This is a genomic window from Aeromonas sp. QDB25, assembly GCF_027707725.1.
Taxonomy (GTDB): Bacteria; Pseudomonadota; Gammaproteobacteria; order Enterobacterales; family Aeromonadaceae; genus Aeromonas; species Aeromonas caviae.
The window spans coordinates 19,707-44,677 of sequence record NZ_JAPCIZ010000025.1; the positions used below are offsets into that span (position 1 = coordinate 19,707).

At 65.3% G+C, this 24,971-nt stretch carries 14 protein-coding genes and 2 pseudogenes; 11 read left to right on the forward strand and 5 right to left on the reverse strand.

Annotated features, from left to right (window positions below):
* Positions 1–437 precede the first annotated feature (437 nt).
* The 7 genes and pseudogenes from bcsG to bcsC all read left to right on the forward strand — a co-directional run bounded on the left by bcsG (position 438) and on the right by bcsC (position 11,996).
* Positions 438–1,843 (forward strand): annotated as a pseudogene (gene bcsG, locus PG883_RS10830) (cellulose biosynthesis protein BcsG).
* A 14-nt stretch (positions 1,844–1,857) separates the two neighbouring features.
* Positions 1,858–2,082, forward strand: a complete 225-nt coding sequence (gene bcsR, locus PG883_RS10835; RefSeq protein ID WP_244053664.1) for a cellulose biosynthesis protein BcsR — start codon at positions 1,858–1,860, stop codon at positions 2,080–2,082.
* A complete protein-coding gene (gene bcsQ, locus PG883_RS10840) occupies positions 2,079–2,741 on the forward strand; it encodes a cellulose biosynthesis protein BcsQ (protein WP_010672843.1) in 663 nt (220 codons plus the stop codon). The genes bcsR and bcsQ overlap by 4 nt, the downstream gene beginning before the upstream one ends.
* Positions 2,738–5,236: a UDP-forming cellulose synthase catalytic subunit gene (bcsA, locus tag PG883_RS10845; protein ID WP_244053805.1), complete on the forward strand. Its 2,499-nt coding sequence runs from the start codon at positions 2,738–2,740 to the stop codon at positions 5,234–5,236. The genes bcsQ and bcsA overlap by 4 nt, the downstream gene beginning before the upstream one ends.
* Positions 5,233–7,458 (forward strand): cellulose biosynthesis cyclic di-GMP-binding regulatory protein BcsB, encoded by a 2,226-nt coding sequence (bcsB, locus tag PG883_RS10850; protein ID WP_244059057.1) that lies wholly within the window; start codon positions 5,233–5,235, stop codon positions 7,456–7,458. The genes bcsA and bcsB overlap by 4 nt, the downstream gene beginning before the upstream one ends.
* Before the next feature lie 3 nt (positions 7,459–7,461).
* Positions 7,462–8,571: a cellulose synthase complex periplasmic endoglucanase BcsZ gene (gene bcsZ, locus PG883_RS10855; protein WP_244053809.1), complete on the forward strand. Its 1,110-nt coding sequence runs from the start codon at positions 7,462–7,464 to the stop codon at positions 8,569–8,571.
* Positions 8,556–11,996, forward strand: coding sequence for a cellulose synthase complex outer membrane protein BcsC (gene bcsC, locus PG883_RS10860; protein ID WP_270807196.1), 3,441 nt, complete (start codon positions 8,556–8,558; stop codon positions 11,994–11,996). The genes bcsZ and bcsC overlap by 16 nt, the downstream gene beginning before the upstream one ends.
* Before the next feature lie 28 nt (positions 11,997–12,024).
* Here bcsC and PG883_RS10865 read toward each other — a convergent pair whose 3' ends face one another.
* Positions 12,025–12,300 carry a metal/formaldehyde-sensitive transcriptional repressor gene (locus tag PG883_RS10865; RefSeq protein WP_041210999.1) on the reverse strand — a complete coding sequence of 92 codons (276 nt, stop codon included), beginning with the start codon at positions 12,298–12,300 and terminating at the stop codon, positions 12,025–12,027.
* Between the two features lie 71 nt (positions 12,301–12,371).
* Here PG883_RS10865 and dmeF point away from each other — a divergent pair, with 71 nt between their 5' ends.
* Positions 12,372–13,313: a CDF family Co(II)/Ni(II) efflux transporter DmeF gene (gene dmeF, locus PG883_RS10870; RefSeq protein WP_104455267.1), complete on the forward strand. Its 942-nt coding sequence runs from the start codon at positions 12,372–12,374 to the stop codon at positions 13,311–13,313.
* A gap of 15 nt (positions 13,314–13,328) precedes the next feature.
* On the opposite strand, the gene PG883_RS10875 is transcribed toward dmeF, so the two are convergent.
* A complete protein-coding gene (locus tag PG883_RS10875) occupies positions 13,329–13,730 on the reverse strand; it encodes a hypothetical protein (protein WP_041211001.1) in 402 nt (133 codons plus the stop codon).
* Positions 13,731–13,991: 261 nt separating this feature from the next.
* Between PG883_RS10875 and pulA the strand changes: the two are divergent.
* A pseudogene (pulA, locus tag PG883_RS10880) lies at positions 13,992–18,051 on the forward strand (pullulanase-type alpha-1,6-glucosidase).
* 193 nt (positions 18,052–18,244) lie between these two features.
* Here the strand turns inward: pulA and PG883_RS10885 are convergent.
* Positions 18,245–20,662 (reverse strand): zinc/cadmium/mercury/lead-transporting ATPase, encoded by a 2,418-nt coding sequence (locus tag PG883_RS10885; protein WP_270807197.1) that lies wholly within the window; start codon positions 20,660–20,662, stop codon positions 18,245–18,247.
* 254 nt (positions 20,663–20,916) lie between these two features.
* Here PG883_RS10885 and tpx point away from each other — a divergent pair, with 254 nt between their 5' ends.
* Positions 20,917–21,417, forward strand: coding sequence for a thiol peroxidase (gene tpx, locus PG883_RS10890; protein WP_010672853.1), 501 nt, complete (start codon positions 20,917–20,919; stop codon positions 21,415–21,417).
* A gap of 146 nt (positions 21,418–21,563) precedes the next feature.
* Positions 21,564–22,784 (forward strand): DEAD/DEAH box helicase, encoded by a 1,221-nt coding sequence (locus PG883_RS10895; protein ID WP_270807198.1) that lies wholly within the window; start codon positions 21,564–21,566, stop codon positions 22,782–22,784.
* Between the two features lie 96 nt (positions 22,785–22,880).
* On the opposite strand, the gene PG883_RS10900 is transcribed toward PG883_RS10895, so the two are convergent.
* Together PG883_RS10900 and PG883_RS10905 are read right to left on the reverse strand one after the other, a co-directional pair.
* Complete coding sequence (locus PG883_RS10900) at positions 22,881–24,440, reverse strand: methyl-accepting chemotaxis protein (protein ID WP_270807199.1); 1,560 nt, start codon at positions 24,438–24,440, stop codon at positions 22,881–22,883.
* A 152-nt stretch (positions 24,441–24,592) separates the two neighbouring features.
* On the reverse strand, positions 24,593–24,892 hold the full coding sequence (locus PG883_RS10905) for a hypothetical protein (RefSeq protein WP_049635948.1): 300 nt from the start codon (positions 24,890–24,892) through the stop codon (positions 24,593–24,595).
* Positions 24,893–24,971 lie beyond the last annotated feature (79 nt).

Here is a 24,971-nt window from a genome sequence, read left to right on the forward strand (position 1 = left end):
GGGCCGATATGATGGCGCAATCCAGAGGTGGCCTCAAGTTGTTCGAGATGGCGACAGGGCTGACAAAGTCTGTCGCAGTGGTGAATGCGGGGCCCTTGCCAGGATCCTGCATCCCGTCTGCACGTTCCCCCCATTTTGTCAGAGAAGGCTGCCTTATCGGCATCGTTTGGATAATATATGGATGCATACGGCCCCTCTCATTCCCCTCCCACCCATCCGGGGGAGCTAGGTTCGGCGCCGCCTGAGACAAAAGAAATAGTTGCATAATAGTCAGGCTATTCTTTTGACAACCATTGCAGTGTGCCCGGCCCCTTCGGGGGGCCCACGATAACAGGTGACTCATCGCCGATGACCCGACATGTTTCTGATGCCGATTCCCCTGGCTGGACTGGCACGGCCTGGGTGGCTGGAATGTCTATTTTCTTGCCAAGTTCGCCCTGCTCTGGGGGGGATATCTCAACTTCCAACCCCTGATCAACCTGGTGTTTGCCGCCTTCCTGATCTTTCCTCTGCCAAGGGCCGGGTGGCGCCGTGCGCGGCACTGGCTGGCGTTGCCGGTGGGGGCGGGGATCTTCTATCACGATACCTGGTTGCCGGGGATAGAGAGCATTCGTGCCCAGGGCAGCCAGGTCTTCTCCTTCACCCTGGATTACTGGACGGAGTTGCTCGGGCGTTTCATCAATTGGGAGATGGTCGGCGCGGGGTTCGTGCTGCTGACGCTCTATCTGTTCATCGCCCAGTGGCTGCGCTTCACCAGAGTGCCCCGCCGACCAACGAGAACCTCAACGCCTATCTCGATGACTTCTATCGGGAGGAGCAGGAGAGACTGGTGCACTTCCCGGAGAGCCTGCCAGCCCAGGCGACCCCCTTCGATGTACTCATCATCAATGTCTGCTCCCTGGCCTGGCATGATGTGGAGGCGAGCGGCCTGACCGGGCATCCGGTCTGGTCCCACTTCGACATTCGCTTCAACCGCTTCAACTCCGCCACCTCCTACAACAGCCCGAGTTCCATTCGCCTGCTGCGGGCCAGTTGCGGGCAGACCAGCCACCAGGGGCTCTATGTGACGGCGCCGAAGCAGTGTCTGCTGTTCGAGAACCTGGCCCAGCTCGGCTTTGCCAAACAGGTGGCCATGGATCACTCGGGGGATTTTGGCAATTACCTGACCGGCCTGCAGCAGTATGCCGGGCTGGATGTGACCCCCATGGACAAGAAGGGACTGGCCCATGATCTCGCCTCCTTCGATGGCGAGCCCATCTATCGCGGGGATGCCCTGTTCGGCCGCTGGCTGAACGAGCGGACACAGAGTCAGGCGGCACGCAACGTCACCTTCTTCAACCTCATCGCCCTGCACGATGGCAACCGCTATGTGGCGAGCCGCCAGATAGCGCCCTACAAGGCGAGGCTCAAGACCCTGCTGGATCAGCTGGATGACTTCATGACGACGCTGGAGCAATCCGGCCGCAAGGTGGCCGTGGTGATGGTGCCTGAGCACGGCGCCGCTCTCACCGGCGACAAGATGCAGATGGCCGGGCTGCGGGACATTCCCAGCCCGAGCATCACCCAGGTGCCGGTGGGGGTTGCCCTGCTCGGTACCAAGGCGCCCCATGAAGCGACCCGCAACGTGGACACCCCCAGCAGCTTCCTGGCGGTATCAGAACTGGTCTCCAGGCTGGTGGGGAAGGATGTGTTCGGGAGCGAGACCATCGATTGGGATGCCCTGCTGGGCGACCTGCCGCAGACCCCGCCGGTGTCCGAGAACCAGGACTCGGTGGTGATCGAATATCAGGGCAAGTACCACATCAAGCTGGGGCAGGGGGACTGGGTCCCCTATCCCCAATGAGACCGGAAGTGACGATGCGCAGCGAACGGCAATCAGACATGCAGACCCCCTTCGGCGTCCCGGTGGAGGGCACGGTGATCAATGACGTGGCCATGGTCCAGCAGGCCTTTGGTGTCAGCGTCTCCTATCAGGATATTGCCGCCAGGGAGCGGCTCGCCGCCTTGTGCGCACGCTTCCCCCTGCTGGCGGAGGTGGCAGTGAAAGGGCCCGAGGGGACTGGCGAGGGGAGGTCTGCATGAAGGTGATCGCCCTGCAGGGGATCCGGGGAGGCGTGGGGACCACCGCCATCGTGGCCGGACTGGCCCAGGCTGCCCATGAGCAGGGGGCAAGGGTGCTGGCGGTGGATCTCTGCCCGGACAACCAGCTTGGCATCCACCTTGGCCTGCCCCATGACGATCCGGGAGGCTGGAGCCGGCTGACCCAGCCGGCGCGGGAGTGGCGAGGTGCGCTTCACCGCCGGGAGGAGGGACTGGATCTGCTCTCCCATGGCGGGGGGGAGGGGGCGTCGGCCGAGTGGCTGGCGGGGATCGATGGCTATGATCTGGTGCTGCTGGATCTGCCCCTGGGCATGGCCCCCGTCATCCCCTGCAGGCGCTTGCTGGTGGTCAATGCGGATGCCAACTGCCATGTGCGGCTTCACCGCCACCCCTGGGCGGCCGATGAGCGTCTGCTGGTGACCCAGTTCTCCAGCCAGCGGGCCCTGCAGCAGGGGCTGCTGGATCTCTGGCTGGCAGGGGGGCTCCCTCTGCTCAATCTTCATCTGCACAGGGACGAAGCCATGGCGGAGGCCATGGCCGCCAAGCTGCCGGTCGGCCGCTATGCCCCCACCAGTCTGGTTGCCCACGAGCTGGCCGCCCTGGCGACCTGGTGTCTGGCAGAGGGGGAGGCGCCCCGATGAGAGTGCGGCTGCTGACGCCGGCTGCGGGCCTCTGGTGCTCGCAGCGCTATGGCGCACTGCGCGAGCGGGGGGCTTCCCGCCCTGGGGCGGCCGCATTGACCCTGGGCTGGCTGCTGGCCTGGGTTATCTTCCCCCTCGAGCGTCATGGTTGGCAATGGGTGCTGGGCCATGCCCGGGGGCTCTATCCCCAGCTGACGCACCCCCGGGTGGGGGATCCCCTGCGCGTTCTGTTGCAGAGCCTCTGGATGATAGTGCGTCGCCCACAGCCCATCCCTCTGCGCTGGCCTGCCTCCTGGCAACGGCTCTGGCACTGGGGCACTCAGACTCTCGGCGCCTTCCTGGCCCGTCAGGAGGAGAAAGGGCTGGCCGCCGCCAGGGCCACGCCCCGCGAGGCACGCTGGAAGAGCGTGCTGCTCTGCGTGGTGGCCGGGAGCCTCTCCCTGCTCTGCGTCACCCAGCCGTTCACCCTGCAGGCGCAACTGGTGTTCGTCCTCTTGCTGGCGGCCATGGCCTTCATCCTGCGGGCCGTGCCGGGCCGTTATCCCATGCTGATGATGATGGTGCTCTCCCTCACCATCTCCTGCCGCTACATCTGGTGGCGCTACACCTCGACCCTCGACTGGTTCGACCCCGTCAGCCTGACCTGCGGCCTGCTGCTGCTGGCCGCCGAGACCTATGCCTGGCTGGTGCTGCTGCTCGGCTACTGGCAGACCGCATGGCCCCTGCACCGCCCCCCGGCACAACTGCCGGCGGATCCGGCCCAGTGGCCCAGCGTGGATCTGATGATCCCCACCTACAACGAGGATCTCGCCATCGTGAAGGGGACAGTCTACGCCGCCATGGGGCTCGACTGGCCCGCCGACAAACTGACCATCTGGCTGCTTGACGACGGGGGACGGGCGGCGTTTCGCGACTTCGCCGAGGAGGCCGGGATCCGCTATGTGGCCCGGTCGACCCATGAGCACGCCAAGGCGGGCAACATCAATCACGCCCTCAAGATGGCCACCGGGGATCTGGTCGCCATCTTCGACTGTGACCACCTGCCGACCCGCTCCTTCCTGCAGATGACGGTGGGCTGGTTCTACCGGGATCCCCGTCTGGGCGTGGTCCAGACCCCCCACCACTTCTTCTCCGCCGATCCGTTCGAGCACAACCTGCAACGGTTTCGCAAGATGCCGAACGAGGGGGCACTCTTCTACGGCCTGGTGCAGGATGGCAACGACATGTGGGATGCGAGCTTCTTCTGCGGCTCTTGCGCCGTCATCAAGCGCACCGCCCTTGACGAGATCGGTGGCATCGCGGTGGAGACGGTCACCGAGGATGCCCACACCTCCCTGCGGCTGCACCGCCTCGGCTACACCTCGGCCTATATCCGGATCCCGCTGGCGGCGGGGCTGGCCACCGAAAGCCTCTCTGCCCACATCGGTCAGCGCATCCGGTGGGCGCGCGGCATGGTGCAGATCCTGCGTCTGGACAACCCCCTCTTCGGCAAGGGGCTCAAGCTGGGGCAGCGGCTGTGCTACTTCAATGCCATGCTGCATTTCCTCTCGGGCATACCGAGGCTCATCTTCCTGACGGCGCCGCTCGCCTTCCTTATCCTGCACGCCTACATCATCTATGCCCCGGCGGCGGCCATCGCCCTCTACATGTTGCCGCACATCTTCCACAGCGCCCTGACCAACTCCCGGTTGCAGGGCAAGGTCCGCCACTCCTTCTGGGGCGAGGTCTATGAGACGGTGCTGGCCTGGTACATCGCCAGGCCGACCACGGTGGCGCTCTTTGCACCCCACAAGGGGACGTTCAACGTGACCGCCAAGGGGGGGATGACGGAGGAGGTGTTCCTCGATCTGTCGGTCTCCCGCCCCTATCTGCTGCTGATCCTGCTCAATCTGTGCGGGTTGGGGTTCGGCCTCTGGCGCATCGGCACCGGCCCTGCCGACGAGGTGCCGACCCTGATCCTCAGCATGATTTGGACCCTCTACAACATGACCATACTGGGCGGCGCCCTGGCGGTGGCCTTCGAGTCGCGCCAGGTCCGTGCCAATCCCAGGGTGGAGATGGTGATGCCGGCGGCCATCAGGCTGGCGAACGGTCACCTCTACCCCTGTACTGTCAGGGATTACTCCAACGGGGGGGTCGGGGTGCTGCTTGAGGCGCCCCTGCCCCTGGCCGACAAGGAGAGGGTCTGGTTGCTGCTGCGCCATGACCAGCGGGAGCAGGCGTTCGCCGCCAAGGTGCAGCGGGTGTTCGGCTGCAAGCTGGGACTGGAGCTGGAACCCATGGCGCAGGCACAGCATGTCGAGTTCATCCAGTGCACCTTCGCCCGGGCCGATACCTGGTCCCTGTGGCAGCAGCGTCTGGCCCGTACCTCACCCATCGGCTTTGTTTGTATCCTCCTCGAGAAGCTGGCTCGCTGGCTCCTCTCCTTCGTTCCCCGTCGCGTCTCCCCAGATTTCCGGGCTGGGACTCCGACCTCACAGACAGTGAAAGGATGATGAAACCACAACGCTACCTTATTCCTCTCCTGCTGATGGCGCAGAGTGCGACCGCCGCCGAGGCCGTCGGCCCCCTGCCGCCCGTTCCCGCTCCGGTGCGCACCCAGGGGATGAGCTTCGAACAGATGGCGTCATCGCCAGGCACTCTGTCCCTGCGCGGCAATGCGCCAGACGGACTGGCCGACTTCACCGTGCGGCGGGACGAGGTGGTGACCCGGGCCACCCTGGACCTGCACTTCACGCCATCGCCCTCCCTGCTGCCGCTCATCTCCCAGGTCAAGGTCTATCTCAATGACGAGCTGATGGGGGTGGCGGCTCTCAACCAGGATCAGATGGGGACGATGACCCATGCCAGCATCGAGCTGGATCCCCGCTATGCCAAGGATTTCAACCGCCTCAAGGTGAGCTTCGTTGGCCACTATCAGAAAGTGTGCGAGAACCCGGCGAGCGATACCCTCTGGCTCAACGTCAACCGGGACAGCAAGCTGACCCTGCAGTTGCAGACCCTGCCGGTGCGCAACGAGCTCTCCTTCTTCCCCATGCCGTTCCTCGATGTGCGGGACAATGGCAAGCTGACTCTGCCCATGGTGTTCACGGGCTCAGTGCCCCCGGAGCAGCAGCAGGCGGCGGCGGTGCTGGCCTCCTGGTTCGGCACCAAGGCCCAGTGGCGGGGCCAGCATTTCCCGGTGCTCATCAACCAGTTGCCGGATCGCAACGCCGTGATCTTTGCCACCAATGACGCGCGCCCCGATTTCCTGGTGGACTATCCCGAGGTGAAGGGGCCCACCATCGACATGATCAGCTCCCCCGACAATCCCTATGTGAAGCTGCTGCTGATCTTGGGGCGGGATCAGCAGGATCTGCTGACGGCGGTGCAGGGGCTGGCGCGAGGCGATGTCATGCTGCGTGGCCAGAGCGTCATGGTGGACGAGGTGAAGCCGCTCTCCCCGCGTCAACCCTACGACGCCCCGAACTGGGTGCGACTGGATCGCAAGATGCGCTTTGACGAGCTCACGGAGTACCCGGGCCAATTGCAGGCAACGGGGCGCACGCTGTGGCCCATGAGCCTGACGCTGCGCCTGCCGCCGGATCTCTATCTGCTGGGGGAGAACGGCATCAGGACGGAGCTGAAGTATCACCACACCTCGCCCACTCTGCGCGACGGTTCCCGGCTGGATGTGGGGGTCAACGGCCAGCTCATGAAGTCGTTCACGCTCGAGCCCGGCGAGGTCAAGAGTGAGCGGTTGCTGACCCTGCCGCTCTGGTTTGCCGACGACGACGACACCATGGCGCTGCGCATGCCCGGGCTCAAGACCACCCAGGCCAACAGCCTGAGCTTCTCGTTCGAGTATGCCCAGCAATACATGGGAGGAACGGAGGATGGCCGTTGCGATCTGGTGATGCCGCCTGCCCATCAGGTGCGCATCGACGAGGGCTCCACCATCGACTTCACCGGCTATCGCCACTTCATCGAGATGCCCGACCTCAAGGCGTTCGCCTATGCCGGCTTCCCGTTCAGCCGGATGGCGGATCTCGCCGACACCCAGATTGTCATGCCGGCCAGACCCCATCCCGGGCAGATCACCACCTTGCTCGATGCCGTCGGTGCCATCGGGGCCGAGACCGGGTATCCGGCGCTCTCCCTGCAGGTTCTGGACGACTGGGAGCGAGCGCGCACCGCGGATCGGGATACCCTGCTCATCGGCACCCTGCCGGAGGAGTTTCGAGGGGATCTGGCTCCCGACGCCCTGCTGCAATCCACGCGCAGCTGGGTCAACGAGCCAACCCGCCAGCACAAGGGGGATCTGCTGCACACCATGGCCGATCGCCAGCCCCAGGCCCGGGTGGGCATGACGGGCAACCGGGCCATCGCCGTCATCCTGGGGCTGCAATCGCCGACCCATGATCAGCGCAGCCTGGTCGCACTGCTGGCGGATGGACCGGCGGGGGTCACATTGCTCAATGATGCCCTGCAGACCCGGACCCTGCGCGATCAGGTGGCAGGCTCGGTGGCCATCATCCGGGAATCCGGGGTGAAGAGCCTGGTGGTGGGGGATCGCTACGAGGTGGGCTACCTGCCGTGGTGGGAGCGTCTCTGGCAACTGTTTGCCCGTTATCCGGTGCGTCTTGCCGGGCTGACCCTGCTCTGCATGCTGGTACTGGGCTGGGGCCTGCGGGTGCTGCTTGCCAGTGCCAGTCGCCGCCGTCTGAAGGAAGATTAAGAGATGACTCAGATGAAAAATGTCTGTGGTGCCCTGCTCCTCTGGGCCCTTTGTTCCCTCCCGGCGCAGGCCGTCTGTCACTGGCCGGAGTGGGATCACTTTCGCCAGCACTACATCAGCGAAGAAGGCAGGGTCATCGACCCTGCCGACGGGCGCCGCATCACCACCTCGGAAGGCCAGAGCTATGCCCTCTTCTTCGCCCTGGTCAACGATGACAGGGAGACCTTTGCCCGCCTGCTCGACTGGACGGAGCGGCAGCTCGCCCGCGGGGATCTGACCGGCTTCCTGCCATCCTGGCTCTGGGGCAGGCAGCAGGACGGCAGTTGGGGTGTGCTGGATGCGAACAGCGCGTCCGATTCGGATCTCTGGATAGCCTACAGCTTGCTGGAGGCGGGTCGCCTGTGGGACAACCACAGCTACTCTGCCCTCGGCACCCTGTTGCTGCGCCGCATCGCCCGGGAAGAGGTCGCCACGCTGCCGGGTCTCGGCCCCGTGTTGCTGCCCGGGGCGAAAGGCTATGAGGGGGAGGGACGCTGGACCCTCAACCCCAGCTATCTGCCTCCACAACTGCTGGCCAGATTCGCCTCCTTCCAGGGGCCCTGGGGCGAGATGCGGGCCCTCTTGCCCAAGCTGTTGCAGGAGAGTGCGCCCCGTGGCTTTGCCCCGGACTGGGTGGACTGGCAGGCCGACAAGGGATGGCAGGTGACGGCGGACAAGGGCGACACTGGTGGCTATGACGCCATCCGCGTCTATCTCTGGCTCGGTATGTTGAGCGAGGAGGATCCCGCCAGGGCTTCTCTGGTGGCCCACTTTGCCCCCATGCTGGCGCAGCTGACCGAATCGGGTCATCTTCCCGAGCGGGTCTCCAGCCTGAGCGGCCAGGTTCAGGGCAAGGGGCCGAGCGGCTTTGCCGCCGCCCTCCTGCCCCTGTCACGGGGCTTGCCGGTGCAGGTCACCTTGCGCAAGCAGGTCTCCGATCACGGGCTGGATGCGGATGCCTACTACGGCAGCGTGCTGACCCTGTTCGGCGCAGGCTGGGATCAGGGGCGTTATCGCTTTGCCGCCGACGGTACCCTGCAGCCGGATTGGAGCGAGTCATGTCAGGCAGAGTGACCCTGGGGTGCCTGCTCGCCTGCCTGATGAGCGGAGCCCTGGCGCAAGGGACGGTACAGCCGGTGGCCTGGCTGCTGGAGCAGGTCAGGATTGGCGAGGCCCGTGGGCGGGAAGATCTCGTCAGCAACAGCCTCTATTCCCTCTCCCTGGTGGAGCCCGATCATCCGGAGCTGCTGGCAGCCCAGGCCCGTCAGGCCCTGCGCCAGGGCAAGGTCAAGGAGGCCGGGGCACTGCTGGCCCGCCTTGGCAAGCAAGACCCCGACTCTGCGCTCTATCGTCAGGGCATGGCCAACCTGGCCCTGAACGAACCGGCCAGGCGCCAGCAACTGCAACAAGCCAGGCTGCTGACCAGCGCCGGCAGGCTGGAGGAGGCCGAGCGTCTCTATCGCTCCCTGTTCTCCGGTGATTTGCCCCCCAATCTCGACGTGGCGGTGGATTATGCCCTGTTGCAGACACGGATCCCGGCCATGAAGGCAAAGGGGCTGGCGGCCCTGGAGGCACTCAACCGGCAATATCCGGGTGAGCCCAGAGTGCGGGGCGGGCTGGCTCGCCTCTATCTGGCGGAGGGTCGGCGCCAGGGGGCGCAGAACCTGTTGCGCGAGATGGCGCGAGATCCCTATCAGCGGGACGAGGCCGCCGAGATCTGGCTCGCGGACATCGAATCCCTGCCCATCGGTCCCGGGAGCATCGCTGCCTTGCAGGAGTACATGGTGCTCTTTGGCGAAGGGGATACCACCAAGGCGGAACAGCTGCTCGCGGCCCAGGAGGAGAAGTGGGCCTCGCCCGCCTATCGCGCACGCCAGTCGGCGCTCGCAAGCACGGCGGGAGGTGGTGCCTCCATCTCCCGCTTGCAGCGTGCCCTGGCTGCCAACCCGGGGGATCCCGAACTCATGGGGGCCCTCGGGCAGGCCTACTCCCGCAACGATCAGCGAGCGCTGGCCATCGCCCAGTTTGAACGGGTGCTGGCACACCCCGAGGTGACCGACAAGGACAAATGGCGCAGCCTGCTGGCCACCAACCGCTACTGGCTGCTGGTGAGCCAGGGGCGCAGCGCCCTGGAACGGGAGCAGTGGGATGAGGCGGCTACCCTGTATCGCCGTGCCATCGCCCAGGATGGGCGTGAGCCCGAAGCCTGGCTGGGGCTTGGAGACAGCGAGCGTGGCCGCCATCGCGATGCCGACGCGGAGTCTGCCTACCGCAAGGCGCTCGCCATGGGGAGCGCGCGGGAGCGGGCCCTGGCCCGCCTGTTCGATCTCTACAAGGAGCAGGATCCGGCACGTGCCCTGGCCCTGCTGGAGCAGCAGGGCACCCCAGGGATGCAGGCCGAAGGGCGGCGGCTCAAGGCCGGGCTGTTGCAGGAGGAGGCCGATCAGCTCGATCGGGCCGGCAAGGTGGCGGCGGCGCTGCGCCTTCGCGAGCAGGCACTCGCGCTGACCCCGGAAGAGGTATGGCTGGCCTATCGAGTGGCCGATACTCGGGCCCGCCTCGGGGAAGCCGGTAGCGGGGAGCGGCTCTTGCGGGAACGGCTGGCGGCGCACCCGCAGGATGCCACCCTGCGCTACGCCACCGCCCTCTATCTCTCGGGGCAGGACAAGATGGTGGAGGCGAGAGGGGTGCTGGCCGCCATCCCTAGGTCCGGCTGGACACAGGACATGGATGCGCTGGATCAGCGCCTCGCCCGTGACGAGGTGCTCGCCAGGGCGAGGGCGCGTCACGAGGCCGGGGATGATGAGGGGGCCGAACGCCTGCTTCAGCCGTTGCAGCCGGATGACGAGGCGAGCCTGATGCTGGCGGAGTGGGCCACGGATCGGGGGGCCTATGCACTGGCGGAGCAGCGCTATCAGGAGGTGCTTGCCCGCACGCCGCAACAGCCCGAGGCCAGGCTTGGCATGGCCGAACTGGCCCAGGCCAGGGGCGATCTGGCAAAGGCCCGTCACTGGCTGCCCGCCTGGCCGGTCAGCCCGCTGCCCCCGGAGGGGGCCAACTACTACCGCCGGGTAGCCAATCTCTATCAGGCGCTGGGAGAGGGCGAGACAGCCCGCGCCATCTTCACCGACTACGAACCCCTGGTGGTGATGCAACCGGCCTCCCAGCAGACGGCGCTGTTCTGGCGCGATGCCGCCCGCCAGCGCGTTGCCGAGCATGATGTGGAGGAGGCCCTGGTGCGGGATCGCAAGGGGCTGGTGGCCGCAGGTCTGGCCCCCCGCGAGGATCTGGAGGGGGGCGAGCTGACCCGGCTGGCCCGCAGTCAGGATGGGGAGGGGTGGCTGGCATCCGGCCTGCGCAGCGATCTCGACAGGCATTACCGGCAGAGCCAGACCACCTTCTCCCTCGACAGCGATTACTGGGGCTCCAGCGGTACCGGGGGCTACTCGGATCTGCGGGCGCTGACCCAGATGGCGCAACTGGATACGCCGCTGGCCGGTGGTACCGCCTTCGGCCGCCTTGAACTGGTCGACATGGATGCCGGAGATCTGCCGGACTCCCCTTACCGGGCGCAGTTCGGTACCTGTGCGGCCAGGGACTGCCGCGGGGCCGCGCACCAGCAGAGCCGGGGGACCACCCTGGCGGCAGGCTGGCAGCGGGGGGCCTGGGCGTTCGATTTGGGGACCACGCCCCTCGGTTTCGAGGTGGTGGACTGGGTTGGTGGTGCCACCTTGACCGGTGACTGGCACACGCTGGGGTGGGGAATGACCCTCTCGCGTCGGCCCGTCAGCAGCTCGCTGCTCTCCTATGGGGGAACGGTGGATCCGGGCACGGGCATCAGCTGGGGCGGGGTGCGGGCGAACGGGGTCCGCCTCGATCTCAGCCGGGATCTGGGAGGGGCCGCCGGGTTCTGGGGCAGCGCCCAGCAGCACCTGCTGACCGGCAAGAACGTGCCCGACAACTGGCGCACCCGGCTCATGGGAGGGGGCTATTACAAGTTCGTCAACGAGACCCATCGCCGTGCCAGCGTGGGGCTCAGCACCATGCTGTGGCACTACCAGCAGGATCTGGGGGGCTATACCCTGGGGCAGGGGGGGTATTACAGCCCGCAGGGGTACTTCTCGCCCTCGGTGCCGGTGAGCTACCGGCAGCGTACCCCGGACTGGTCGTGGGAGCTGGGCGGATCGGGATCCTGGTCCTACGCCCGTACCGACGACAGTCGCCGCTACCCGCTGGAAGGCTTGTTGCCAAGCGGTTTGCCAGACAGGAATGCGCCTGTGAAAGGGGGCAGTAGCAGTGGATTCGGCTACACCCTGAATGGCGTGGTGGAACACAGGCTGACGGAGCACTGGCGCATCGGTGGCCGGGTGGACATCCAGCAGGCGGATGACTATGCCCCCAGCCATGTCACCCTGTTCCTGCGCTACACCTTCAAGCCCTGGCAAGGGGATCTCGACATGCCCCCAAGGCCTCTCACCCCCTACGCGGACTTCGACTGACAGGGGCGCCCGTCATCACCGGGCGCCCTTATTTCAGATAGGAACGCAGTACCCTCACCACCTGATCCAGATCGTCCAGCCGCTCGGCATGGGTCGCCTCCTCGGCGCCAAGATGCTCGCGCATGTGCCCCTCCAGCACCTCCAGCATCAGGCCGTTGACGGCGCCGCGGATGGCGGCGATCTGCTGCAGGATGGCGGCGCAGTCTGTTTCCTGTTCCAGGGCGATCTCCAGGGCGCCGGTCTGCCCCTTGATGCGCCTGACCCGTGCCAGCAGCTTCTTCTTGTCGTGAACCGTGTGTGACATGCAGGATCCTCTCGATCAATAAAACTATACTGGGGTATAGTATATAGCATCCTCGTTTTCAGGAGAAATCCATGCCATCCCTCGCCTCATCCCACTGCCACCACCCCGTCGTCCACGAAGGGAATCCCCTGGCGGAACAGAAGACCCGCTGGGCCGTGCTGCTCACCGTCGTCATGATGGTGGCGGAGATCGGTGGCGGCTGGTTCTACAACTCCATGGCGCTGCTGGCCGACGGCTGGCACATGAGCTCCCATGCTCTGGCCCTCGGCCTGTCGGTGCTGGCCTATCGCGCTGCCCGCCACTTCGCGCGGGATCACAGGTTCAGCTTCGGTACCTGGAAGATAGAGGTGCTGGGGGGCTTCAGCAGCGCCCTGCTGCTGGTGGGAGTGGCGGGATTGATGCTGTTCGAGTCGGTGGCCAGGTTGCTGGACCCCAGCCCCATCCATTATCAGCAGGCGATCGGCATTGCCCTGCTGGGCCTGCTGGTGAATCTGGCCTGTGCCTGGCTGCTCAGGGACGATCACGGCCATCACCATGGTCACGACCACCATCACGGTCATCACGACCACTCGCACGATCACCACCACGGCCATCAGGATCTCAACCTGCGCGCCGCCTACCTCCACGTGCTGGCGGACGCGGCCACCTCGGTGCTGGCGATTCTGGCGCTGGTGGGAGGCATGTTGTGGGGGGCGGACTGGCTGGATCCCCTGATGGGCATCGCCGGGGCCGTGCTGGTGGCGGTGTGGGCCAGGGGGCTGCTGCGTGATACCGGGCGCGTCTTGCTGGATGCGGAGATGGATGCGCCCCTGGTGGACGAGATCCGCGAGGTGATTGCCGAGCTGCCTGGCATCGAGATCCGCGATCTGCACGTCTGGCGGGTGGGGCAGATGCAGTATGCCGCCGCGATGTCGTTGCAGATGGCGACCCCGGTCCCGGCACAGGCGATCCGTGAGCGCCTCGCCATCCACGAGGAGCTGGTGCACCTGACCATCGAAGTGTCTGCCGACTGACGCCCCTGGCGGGGGTCAGCGGGGAGGCTCGCTCCCCTGATCCTGCCAGAGGGAGCCTAGCATCAGCCTCAGCAGCAGTCCCGGCGGGTCGTCGAGCAGGCGGCCCGGCTCCAGCAGCAGGTGGCCGTCGGCATGAAAGCCCAGGCTGGCGTGAACCTTGCCTTCCTCGCCACACACCTGGAGGAGGCCGTTCAGGGAACCCCCCTCGCCGGGTTGACAGCGCAGCCGCAGCTCCCGTGGTTCCCCCAGCAGGGTGAAGGCGCGGGCGAGGGGCGGGCTCTCTTCATAATCCGGCCAGTTGAAGAAGTGATAGCGTTCGGCGAGTACGCCGGCCTGCTGGCAGAACTGATCGAACAACTGGGCAATGCCCTGATACTCCTGGTCCAGCCGCCTGGCCTGCTCCTCAATCCGTTTCATCACCCAGCCCCCTCTATCCATTTGATTGGACATTGATTTCGTCACTCGCTCCCCTCTTTCCGCTGGTATGGGCCGAAAGCGGTGCCAGGTCTGTGAGCGCGATCGAGTTTTCGTTATGAAAACGTTATCTTGTTGATGCGGATTGGTTTTTTTTGCCCATCCGCTCACATTTACGGCAATTCCCGCTGATTAATATGACACCGCTCGGCAATGACCGGGTACTCGGATATCGAGACTAACTACAGCGGGAATTATAAAAAAATGGATATGAAAAAGACCAAAGTGGCGCTGGTAACAGCCTCACTGCTCGCGCTTTTGTCAGGCTGTAACGACAACAGTTCTTCTGCTCCTGCCCCTGCCCCTCAGGATGAGCCCGTCGCTCGTCTTCCCAACGTCCAGCCCCCGGCCGAACTGCTGACGGCCGGCCCCGACGAAGCGGTCATCGCCCTGGTGGATACCCAGACCAGCGCGGCGCGCGGTGTCACCGGCCCGTTCGCCAGCCACAGCCTGCACCTGTGGAACAACGACGCCTGCAACTCGACCTCGGAGGGCGGCCTCAACACCGGTTGGGATGACAAGAGCAAGACGCCGTCCGCGGCGGACAGTTTTGGTCCGGCCTGGGTCGTGCCGCTCTCCAAGATGGAAGGCTGCATCAACTTCATCGCCCGCAACGGCGATCTCGCGAACCTGACCGGCAGCGACATGAAGGTGGTCTTCAGTGATCACCCGGATCGCACCGTGGCCATCGTCGCCGGCAAGAACGAGATCTTCGGCAGCCGGGCGGAAGCCTTCACCGCCGCCTTCGGCGTGGCGGGGGCCAGTGCCCATCTCATCGACGACAACACCCTGATTTGGCAAGGGGGCAAGGACAAGCCCTATGTGCGCCTCTACTACACAGAGTCAGGCACCATCACCGCAAACAGCGAGGGTGTATTCGATTTCCCCTACCTCAAGCTGACCCCGACCAGCCTGACCGAAGAGCAGCAGGCCAAATACCCGCACCTCAAGGATGCCGCCGCCTTCGCCCTGCCTGCGGGGAAAGATCTCAAGCCCCTGCTCAAGGGTGAGCTGGTCGCCATCGGGACCGATGCGGACGGCATCCTGCAGGGTGCGACCCTGGTGCAGAGTGCCGGTGCCCTCGATGCCCTTTACAGCGAAGCGGCCACCAAGCTGGCCTACGGCGCCGTGGTGGAGGGGGGCAATGTCACCTTCCGGCTCTGGGCGCCGACCGCCAAGTCGGTCAAGCTGGCGCTGTTCGACGAGCAGCACAAGTCGCTTGGCGAGCGCGCCATGACCCTGGACGAGGCCAGCGGCAGCTGGAGCGTGCAGGGGGGCAGCGATCTGGTCGGCAAATACTACCGCTACGATATCCAGGTCTATCACCCGGTCAGCCGCAAGCTGGAATCCTATCAGGTGACCGACCCCTACTCCCTGAGCCTGGCGATGAACTCCGAGTTCAGCCAGGTGGTGGATCTCGACGATCCGGCCCTCAAGCCGGAAGGCTGGGACAGCCTGAAGGCGCCCCCACAGCCAGAAGAACCCCGCCGACATCACCATCTATGAGGCCCACGTCCGGGATCTGACCGGCAACGACGAGTCGACGCCGGTGGAGCACCGCGGCAAGTTCCTCGGGCTGACCGACAGCGACAGCGTGCCCGTCACCCACCTGAAATCCCTGGCCAAGAGCGGCGTCAGCCACCTGCACCTGCTGCCGGTGTTCGACATCGCCACCGTCAACGAGGACCCGGCCAAGGTGGCCAACATCGGCGATGACTTCAGCAAGCTGTGCGAGGTCAATCCCGAGGTCAAGAACTCCAGGTTTGCCAGCCACTGTGGTGGCGGCGAGACCATCGAAGCCGTGCTCGGTGATCTGCAAGCCAGCGACAGCAAGGAGAACCCCGTGGTGCAGGAGCTGTACGGCTATCTGCGCGGGGTGGACTCCTTCAACTGGGGCTATGACCCCTACCACTACACCACTCCGGAAGGCTCCTACGCCACCAATGCGGAGGGGACGACCCGGATCAAGGAGTTCCGCGAGATGGTGCAGGCCATCAAGCAGAACATCGGCATGAACGTGGTGATGGACGTGGTCTACAACCACACCAACGAAGCGGGTCTCGGTTCCAAATCCGTGCTCGACAAGATTGTGCCCTGGTACTACCAGCGCCTCAATCCGGAGACCGGTTCGGTGGAAAACTCCACCTGCTGCTCCAACACGGCGCCGGAACACGCCATGTTCGCCAAGCTGATGGATGACTCCCTGGTCACCTGGGCACGGGACTACAAGATCGATGCCTTCCGCTTCGACCTCATGGGCCATCACCCGAAAGATCAGATGGTGCAGGCCCTGGCCGAGGTGAAGAAGGTCAATCCGGACATGTACTTCTACGGCGAGGGGTGGAACTTCGGCGAGGTACAGGATGACAAGCGCTTCGTACAGGCGACCCAGAAGCATCTGGCCGGTACCGGCATCGGCTCCTTCTCCGACCGGCTGCGTGACGCGGTGCGCGGCGGCAGCCCGTTCGACGGCGGCGAAGCCATTCGCAAGACTCAGGGCTTTGGCAACGGCGCCCTGGTGGATGCCAACGAGCTGGACGGCGTCGATCTCGCCACCGCCCTGCATCAGTCCGATCTGGTGCGCCTCGGCATGGCGGGCAACCTCAAGGAGTTCGTGCTGACCGACAAGGACGGCATTCCGAAGAAAGGCTCCGACATCGACTACAACGGTCAACCGGCGGGCTATGCCCAGGATCCGACCGAAATCCAGAACTATGTCGACAAGCACGACAACCAGACCCTGTTCGACAACCTGGCCTACAAGGCACCCGCCGGGGCCGACCTGGTGCGGATGCAGGGGGTCTCTTTGGCGACTGCCATGCTGGGTCAGGGCATTCCCTTCACCCACGCGGGTGTCGAGCTGCTGCGTTCCAAGTCCATGGAGCGGGACAGCTACGACTCCGGTGACTGGTACAACCGGGTCGACTACGGCTTAAGTGACAATAATTTTGACAAAGGGCTGCCGCGCAAGGACAAGGACGAGGCCAACTACGAGCTGATCGAGCAGGTGCTCGGCCAGCACGCCAAACCGGGTTCGGCCGAGATGCATCAGATGGTGAACTTCTACCAGGAGCTCTCCGAACTGCGTCAATCTTCTCGTCTGCTGCGTCTTGGCAGCGGCGCCGAGGTGATCAAGCGGGTCGACTTCCGCAACACCGGCCCTGAGCAGATCCCGGGTCTCATCGTGATGAGCGTGGATGACGGGGTGGGCGCCGGTGCGGATCTGGATCCGGCCATCGACGGCCTGGTGGTGATGATCAACGCCACCAATCAGCCCCAGAGCATCGGCGATTTCCGTGACGGCAAGGATCAGCCCATCGATCTGACCGGCATGGTCCTGAGCGGTGCCCACCGTGACTCCGACAGCATCGCCAGCGGGGCGGCCAATGACAGCGGTCAGCTGACCCTTGGCGCCTGGTCGGCGGCGGTGTTCGTCAAGCCGCAGAGCGGTGCCCAGGGCGCGGGGCTGCCGGTGAGCAAGAAGACGGATCTGAGCACCTTGCCTCCCTTTGGTGACACCGAGGTATTCGTGCGCGGTTTCCTGAATCAGTGGGATCCGGTCAACAAGATGAACTTCAGTGGCAACTTCACCTATGAGTTCACCACCGAGGTGACGGCGGATCAGCTGGGGTCGACCCAGGTGAAGATCGCTGGCAACGAGTGGAGCGGACCCGTCAATTACGGCAAGTGCAGCGATACCGACCAGCTTGCGACCGGCCAGGTCAATACGCTCTGTGCCAATGGCGGGGATCTGCCGTTCAACGTGGAGAAGGCTGGCACCTACAAGTTTGTCTTCACCGCCATGAACAAGGACAAGCCCACCCTGAGCGTCAGCTACACCGAACCGGCGCAGAGCTGCAAGGTGCTGGATACCGTCGCGGGCAATCCGCTCGGCTTCCCGCTCTATGTGCGCGGCAGTCTGAGCGACTGGAACGCCCAGCCGGCCTACCAGCTGAGCTACAAGGGGATGGAAGGCAACCTCGCCATCTATCAGGCCGCCTTCAACTACGCGGGCAGCTTTGACTTCAAGTTTGCCAACGACGATGGCAACTGGAGCAAGCAGTTCTTCGTGAAGGATGCCGGTGGCACCCTGATCGCACTGGAGCCCGAGCAGGTTTACCCGCTCCAGCACGGCGACGGTGGCATGGGCAACAACAGCATCACACTGGAACAGGGTCTGTGGAGCTTCCTGGTGAAGGTTGACCCGACCCAGACTTCCGGCGAGGTGGGCAGCGTCATCATCCAGGAGTGCAGCGCCAAGTAAGTCTTTCCCATCGAGCCCGGGGTTGGCTCGGCAACCCCAGGTTGAATTCCGCCTCGCCAAGGGCGGGATAACACCGAGAGAGTAAGCAAAGCGCGACTGCCGACCGGCAGCCGCGCTTTTTCTTTGCTGTGGGCGAGGCAATAAAAAAGCCGCCCCGTTGGGGCGGCTGTTGGTTGTACCGTTAACGGTCGGCCTAGCGTTTTCGCAGCAGGCGCAGGGCGTTGGCGGTGACCAGGGCGGTGGCGCCGGTGTCGGCCAGCACCGCAATCCACAGGCCGGTGATGCCGAGCAGGCTGGTGACCAGGAAGATGGCCTTGAGCCCCAGCGCCAGCGCGATGTTCTGGTGGATGTTGGCCAGCGCCGCGCGGGAGAGCCGGATCATGGCGGCAACCCCGCCGAGCTGGTTGTGGGTCAGTGCCGCATCGGCGGTTTCCAGCGCCACGTCGGTGCCGCCTCCCATGGCGATGCCGATGCTGGCCCGCTTCATGGCCGGGGCGTCGTTGATGCCGTCGCCGATCATCGCGACTTTCTGGCTGAGGCCGAGCTTGGCGATTTCATCGACCTTGCCCTCCGGCAGCAGGCCGGCGCGCCAGCCCATGCCGAGCTCGCCGGCGATGGCCTCGGCGGCGCGGGGGTTGTCGCCGGTCAGCATGATGCTCTTGAGACCAAGCTCGCTCAGCTCTTGCAGCGCCGCAGCCGCTTCCGGCCGGATCTGGTCGCGCAGGGCCAGCAGGGCGGCCGGGGCGGCGTCAGGCTGACCGAGCACCACCACCGTCTTGCCTTGCTGCTCCAGGGTGGCGACCCGGGCCTGCATCGCCGCATCCAGGGTGGCGACCCGGCTCGGTGCCAGCAGCTGCCAGAGGACTCCGTCGATGCGACCCTCTACCCCCATGCCGGGCAGGGCGCGCAGCTCCTGGGCGGCAGCGAGGCTGAGGCCCCGTTCGCTGGCCGCCGTCACCACGGCGTGGGCCAGCGGGTGGTGGGAGCCCTGTTCGATGGCCGCCGCCAGCGCCAGCAGGTCGGCCTCAGGCTGGCCATTGAGGTTCACCAGTTCGGTCAGTTGCGGCTTGCCCAGGGTCAGGGTGCCGGTCTTGTCGAAGGCCAGGGTATCGATGTGGGCGAGGCGCTCCAGGGCGGCGCCCCCCTTGATGAGGGCCCCCTGCCGGGTGGCTGCCGCCAGTGCCGAGGTGACCGCCGCCGGGGTGGAGATGACCAGGGCGCAGGGGCAACCGATCAGCAGCAGCGCCAGCCCGCGATAGACCCACTCGTCCCAGCTCTGGCCGAAGGCGAGCGGCGGTACCAGCACCACCAGCAGGGCGACCAGCATCATGGCCGGGGTATACCAGCGACTGAAGCGGTCGATGAAACGCTCGATGGGAGCGCGCTGGGTCTCGGCCTCCTCGATGAGGTGCAGGATGCGGTCGATGGCGTTGTTGCCGGGTTCGGACACCACCTCGAGGCGCAGCACCCGATCCGCCGCCAGACTGCCGGCGGGGACCTTGTCACCCCGGCGGCGCTCCACCGGGATGGATTCGCCGGTCAGGGCGCTCTCGTCAAAGGCGCCGAGGGGGTCGAGCAGGCGGGCATCGGCGGCCAGGCGGGCACCCGGGGCGATTTCGATGATGTCACCGGGGCGCAGCTGGTCGGCAGCGACTTCTTCCCGTACCTCGCCCTCGGCAGGGGTGCGGATGCGCAGCGCCTTGTCGGGCACCAGCGTCATCAGGGCGGTGACCCCGGCGCGGGCGCGGCCAGCGGCGTAGGCTTCCAGATGTTCCCCCAGCATGAACAGCAGCAGCACCATGGCCGCTTCGGCGGTTTCGCCGAGGAAGAGGGCCCCCACGGCGGCGACCGTCATCAGGGTCTCGATGGCGAAGGGGGAGCCGCTTCTGGTCAGTGCCCACGCCTTGCGGGCGACGGGCCACAGCCCCCAGAGGGTGGCCAGGGTAAAGAGCGGCTGACCGATCTGGCTCGGCAGCAGGGCCGCCACCCCCATCAGGCCGGCCAGCGACAGGGGCTGCCAGTATTTGCCGAGCAGGTTACTGACCCTCTGCATCAGCGGGCTGCGGCCCGGTTCGCTGCGAGCCGTGTTCTGAACGTCCCCTTTGAGCTGGAAGCCGGCGGCCAGCACGGCGGCGGTAACGGGGTCGGGGGAGAGGCCGGGGGCCAGATCCACCACCAGCTTCTCGGTGGCAAACAGCACCCGAGCCTGCTGTACGCCCTCCACCCGGCTGACGGCGGTCTCTATCTTGCGTGCACAGCTGGGACAATCCATGCCCAGCACCTGCCAGCTGTGGCGGCGGCTGTTCTGCTCGGGGGTCGTCAGCGGCGGCTCGGTCGCGGCGCCCGTGTGGGCGTGCCCCTGCTCATGATGATCGTGGTCGTGGGCTGTGTCGGTGGCGCAAGCGCCTCTGGGGGGCTCTTCATCCCCCGGGCCGTCTGCGCCACTTTGCCCCTGATGATCGTGGCGGGTCGGGTTGGCGACACCACTGGCCTGTGCCCCGTTGTCGCAGCAGTGGCTGGTGTGGCTGTGCCCGGCCTGTGGGGTGGCGGCCTTGCTGACGGCCTTGATGGGGGCAGCGGCGTGTTGATGGCTGCAGCAGGATTTGCTCATGATGCGTTCCTCTTGAGGGATCCCGCCCCTGCGGGATCCTGGATGACTGAGCCGAGTGTAAACCTTGGTGTAAAGTCCAAGGTCAAGCCCTCTTCTCCTCTTTGTCCGGGGCCATGACAGTGGCCGCTGATCTGCCACTGGAGCAGGAGGGACGCAAAGGGATGCCAAATCCCTTTCATTAGCGGGTGTTTGTCATCCCGTGGCGGGCCTATACTGGGGACCCTGGATCCCACATCAATCATCAAGGACCTAACATGAGCAATACCGTCACTCTGCAAGGCAACCCCGTCTCCGTCTCCGGCCACTTCCCCGTTGCCGGTGAGCAGGCCAAGCCCTTCTCCCTGGTTGCTGGCGATCTGTCCGATGCGACCCTGGCGACCTTCGCCGGCAAGCGCAAGATCCTGAACATCTTCCCGAGCGTCGACACCCCGACCTGCGCCACTTCCGTGCGCAAGTTCAACGAGCAGGCAAGCGCCCTGAACAACACCGTCGTGCTGTGCATCTCTGCCGACCTGCCGTTCGCCCAGGCCCGTTTCTGCGGCGCCGAGGGTCTGGACAAGGTGGTGAACCTCTCCACCCTGCGCGGTGTCTCCTTCCTGCAGGACTACGGCGTGGCCTTCTCCTCCGGCCCGCTGGTGGGTCTGGCTGCCCGTGCCATCGTGGTACTGGATGAGCACGACAAGGTGCTGCACAGCGAGCTGGTGGCCGAAGTCGCCGACGAGCCGAACTACGCCGCCGCCCTGGCCGTTCTGTAAGTCGCGTCACAGGCTGATTGCCTGACGGCCTGCCCCGTTCACACGGGGCAGGCCGTTTTTATTGCGCTCCCGAACCTTTTACTTATGGGGTGGGTCTGGCTAGACTTCGCCTCCACATCCTCGTTCAGCCTGTATTTGCGATCCCCATGACGTTTGACGAACTCGCCCTTGACCCCGCCCTGTTGCCCCTGCTGCCCGCCGCGCTGCAAAAACCGACCCCCATTCAGCAGCTAGCCATTCCTGCTGCCTTGTCAGGACGGGATCTGCTTGCCCTGGCCAGGACCGGCAGTGGCAAGACCCTGGCATTCGGCCTTCCGCTGCTGCAGAGGCTGGACGCAGCCAGTGACCGGGTACAGGGATTGGTACTGGTCCCCACCCGGGAGCTGGCAAGCCAGGTGAGCGCCGCCCTGCAGGAGATTGCCGACGGGTTGGGGGTGCGCCTTCTGACCCTGTGTGGCGGGGTGGCCCAGGAGTGGCAGGAGCGGGAACTGGCTCTCGGCCCCCAACTGCTGGTGGCGACCCCCGGACGGTTGCGGGACTTGCTGGCCCAGCAGACGCTGGGACTGGGTGCCCTGCGCATGCTGGTGCTGGATGAGGCGGATCGCCTGCTGGAGATGGGGTTCTGGCCCGATATCCAGTGGCTGATGAAGGCAATGCCGGGGGCGCGGCAGCAGATGCTCTTCTCCGCCACCTTGCCGATCGAACTGGAGAGCCTGGCCTCGGGCCTGCTGCAGGATCCGGTGCGCATCGAGGCCGAGCCGCTCAACAGCCTGGTGAGCGACATCGAGGAGCGGCTCTATCTGGTCAACAGGAGCAGCAAGGTGCCTGCGCTGATCGCCGTGCTGGAGGCCGGAGAGTGGCCCCAGGTGCTGGTCTTCATCAGTGCCAGGGACGACGCGGACGGGGTGGCCAAGAAACTCGCCAGGGCTGGCATGACGGTGGCGGCCCTGCACGGAAACAAGGATCAGGCCACGCGGGAGCAGGCGCTGGCGGATTTCAAGGAGGGCAGGGTGCGGGTGCTGGTGGCCACGGACCTGATGGCGCGTGGCATCCACGTGGAGGCATTGCCCGTGGTGATCAATCTGGATCTGCCGGACCATGCGCCCGTCTACGTGCATCGTATCGGTCGTACCGCCCGTGCCGGGCAGAGCGGTCTGGCCATCTCCCTTACCTGCCACGGTGATGGGGAGGCGCTCGAGGGGATCCGGGCCCTGACCGGTCGGCCCCTGCCCCTGGCGGCGCTGGCAGGTTTCCCGGTGACCGACAAACCCGCCAGTGGGGAGAGCAAACGGGCGCCAAGAGACAAGCAGGCGAACCGTCGCACCCAGGGCAAGCGCAGCATCAAGCAGTTCAAGGGCAAATCCTGAGACGGACTTCTTGCCCCCGGCGGGAGCCTGTCGTCGTGAAGGAGAGGAGAGATCGGCAGCGCGCCCGGGGGCGCGCCAAACTACACGGCAAGGGGGTCAGTCGTGGAACTGGTTGATCAGGCGGGAGAGGTTTTGCAGCCGCTCCACCAGCAGGGTGATGCCATCGAGGGCTTGACGGCTGTTGTCCGCGGTGTGGCTCGCCAGTTGGTGGATCTGGTGGATCCCCTGATCCAGGGTGATGGTGACATCCGCCTGCTGGCTCACCGCCTGGGCTATCTCGTCGCTGGTGTGGGTCACCCGGGCCAGCATCCGGTTGATCTGGTCGAGCACCTCGGCGGTGGCCCCCATGTGCTGCTGACAGAGCACTGATGTCTGGGCCCCCTGCTCCATGCCATCGGACAGTTGCCGGGTACTCTGTTGCAGCGCCCCTATCATGTCGCTTATCTCGCCGGTGGAACTGCGGGTCTTCTGGGCCAGGGCCCGTATCTCGTCGGCCACCACCGCAAAGCCGCGCCCCTGTTCACCGGCCCGTGCCGCCTCGATGGCCGCATTGAGGGAGAGCAGGTTGGTCTGATCCGCAATCTGCCCGATCACCTCCAGAATGCCGTTGATCTTCTGGCTGTCCTGGGTCAGGCGCGCCAGCACGCCCTGGCTGGCGTCCAGCTCCTGATGAAGCCTGTCGACCGAATCCCGGGTGGTGGCCAGCGCCTGCTGGCCACTGGCGGACACCTGCTGGACCTCGCCCACCAGCGCATTGGCCTGGTGGGCATTGTCAGCCACATCGCGGATGGACTGGCTCATCTGGGTGATGGCCGCCGCCAGTTGCTCGCTCTGGGCCCGCTGCTGTTGCAGGTGAGTGTCTATGGTCTGGATATGCCCCCTGTCATCCTCCGCCGCCTGCAGGATCTGCTGGTTGGTGTCCGCGCTGCGACCTACCACGGCGCGCAGCTCCGCCTTCTTCATGCGCAGCAGCAGTTCAAGGGCGGCCAGGCTGTCCTGACGCCTGGCATAGAGTACCTGGCAAAGGGCGCTGCCCTGCTCCTCGCCCGCCATGGCCAGCAGCCTGGCCAGCCGCCGTTGCAGATGCCAGCCATGCCCCATCTGGGCCAGCAAGCAGAGCAGGGTGATGACTCCCCACCCCGGCTGGCCGGTGACCAGACTGGCCCCCATGCCGAGCAGGGCGGTGCCAGAGAGCAGCAGACACAGCTGCCCCGGCTCCAGGGTCAGCCGGGTCAGCCAGGGCAGTGCCTTGCCGTCACGGATCCGGGCATAGAGCTGCTCTGCCCAGGCGATGTCGTGATCCTGGGGACGGGTGCGGACAGACTGGTATTCGATGATCTGCTGCTGATCGTTGAGAATCGGCGTGACGTAGGCGTTGACCCAGTAGAACTGACCACTCTTGGCGCGGTTCTTTACCAGCCCCATCCAGCTCTTGCCTTGTTGCAGGCGGCGCCACATGTCGGCGAACGCGGCCTTGGGCATGTCGGGGTGGCGGACCAGATTGTGGGGCTCCCCTTCCATTTCGGTCGCGCTGTAGCCCGCCACATCGCAAAAGTGCTGGTTGGCATAAGTGATGTGACTGGCGGGATCCGTGGTCGAGATCAGTGATATGTGATCGGGGAAACGGATCTCCCCTTCGTGCCGGGTTGTGGTCATGTGCGCATCCTGAATGAGCCAAGTAACTGATAAAGTTATTTTTTATTTTTGTGATTGTTACGGCGTCATTGTAGATGCGGACTGTTACACCACCTTGGCTTGGGTCAATAAATCAACACGGGAAAGGCTGAAAAAAGTCGTAGATGGCGGGCTCAGCCGCGGGGAGTGAAGTCGTGGATCTCCCCCGTCCTCGGTTTGAAGCGGGGGTCATTGTCTTCTGCGCTGGCGACCCAGGCCATGGCCTGGCAGAAACTCTCCTGCTTGGCGAAGGCATCCCGGGCCTGATCGATGGCTCGTTCGGCATTGCGCCGATCCATCTTGCTGGCCTTGCGGTCGCTGAACTGCTTTTGCTGGCTCAACATCCATTCGAGGAAGGCCTGGCGGCATTCGGTTTCATCGGCGGCCTTGGCGGGAAGGGCAACAAACAGGGCAATCAGGAGCAGAGCACGCATGGCAGGATCGGATCACGGGGTTGATGAATGAAAAGAGGCGGCATTTTATGCCGGGAACTTGAACAGGAATAGTGCCAGG

What these genes read in the sequence shown, in the direction of transcription:
- bcsA (WP_244053805.1), top strand. Translation starts at nt 2,738, where the DNA reads ATGAGAGTGCGGCTGCTGACGCCGGCTGCGGGCCTCTGGTGCTCGCAG.
- PG883_RS10895 (WP_270807198.1), top strand. Translation starts at nt 21,564, where the DNA reads ATGACGTTTGACGAACTCGCCCTTGACCCCGCCCTGTTGCCCCTGCTG.
- PG883_RS10905 (WP_049635948.1), bottom strand. Translation starts at nt 24,892, where the DNA reads ATGCGTGCTCTGCTCCTGATTGCCCTGTTTGTTGCCCTTCCCGCCAAG.
- PG883_RS10875 (WP_041211001.1), bottom strand. Translation starts at nt 13,730, where the DNA reads ATGAAACGGATTGAGGAGCAGGCCAGGCGGCTGGACCAGGAGTATCAG.
- PG883_RS10865 (WP_041210999.1), bottom strand. Translation starts at nt 12,300, where the DNA reads ATGTCACACACGGTTCACGACAAGAAGAAGCTGCTGGCACGGGTCAGG.
- PG883_RS10885 (WP_270807197.1), bottom strand. Translation starts at nt 20,662, where the DNA reads ATGAGCAAATCCTGCTGCAGCCATCAACACGCCGCTGCCCCCATCAAG.
- bcsR (WP_244053664.1), top strand. Translation starts at nt 1,858, where the DNA reads ATGCGCAGCGAACGGCAATCAGACATGCAGACCCCCTTCGGCGTCCCG.
- bcsQ (WP_010672843.1), top strand. Translation starts at nt 2,079, where the DNA reads ATGAAGGTGATCGCCCTGCAGGGGATCCGGGGAGGCGTGGGGACCACC.
- bcsB (WP_244059057.1), top strand. Translation starts at nt 5,233, where the DNA reads ATGATGAAACCACAACGCTACCTTATTCCTCTCCTGCTGATGGCGCAG.
- bcsZ (WP_244053809.1), top strand. Translation starts at nt 7,462, where the DNA reads ATGACTCAGATGAAAAATGTCTGTGGTGCCCTGCTCCTCTGGGCCCTT.
- PG883_RS10900 (WP_270807199.1), bottom strand. Translation starts at nt 24,440, where the DNA reads ATGACCACAACCCGGCACGAAGGGGAGATCCGTTTCCCCGATCACATA.
- bcsC (WP_270807196.1), top strand. Translation starts at nt 8,556, where the DNA reads ATGTCAGGCAGAGTGACCCTGGGGTGCCTGCTCGCCTGCCTGATGAGC.
- tpx (WP_010672853.1), top strand. Translation starts at nt 20,917, where the DNA reads ATGAGCAATACCGTCACTCTGCAAGGCAACCCCGTCTCCGTCTCCGGC.
- dmeF (WP_104455267.1), top strand. Translation starts at nt 12,372, where the DNA reads ATGCCATCCCTCGCCTCATCCCACTGCCACCACCCCGTCGTCCACGAA.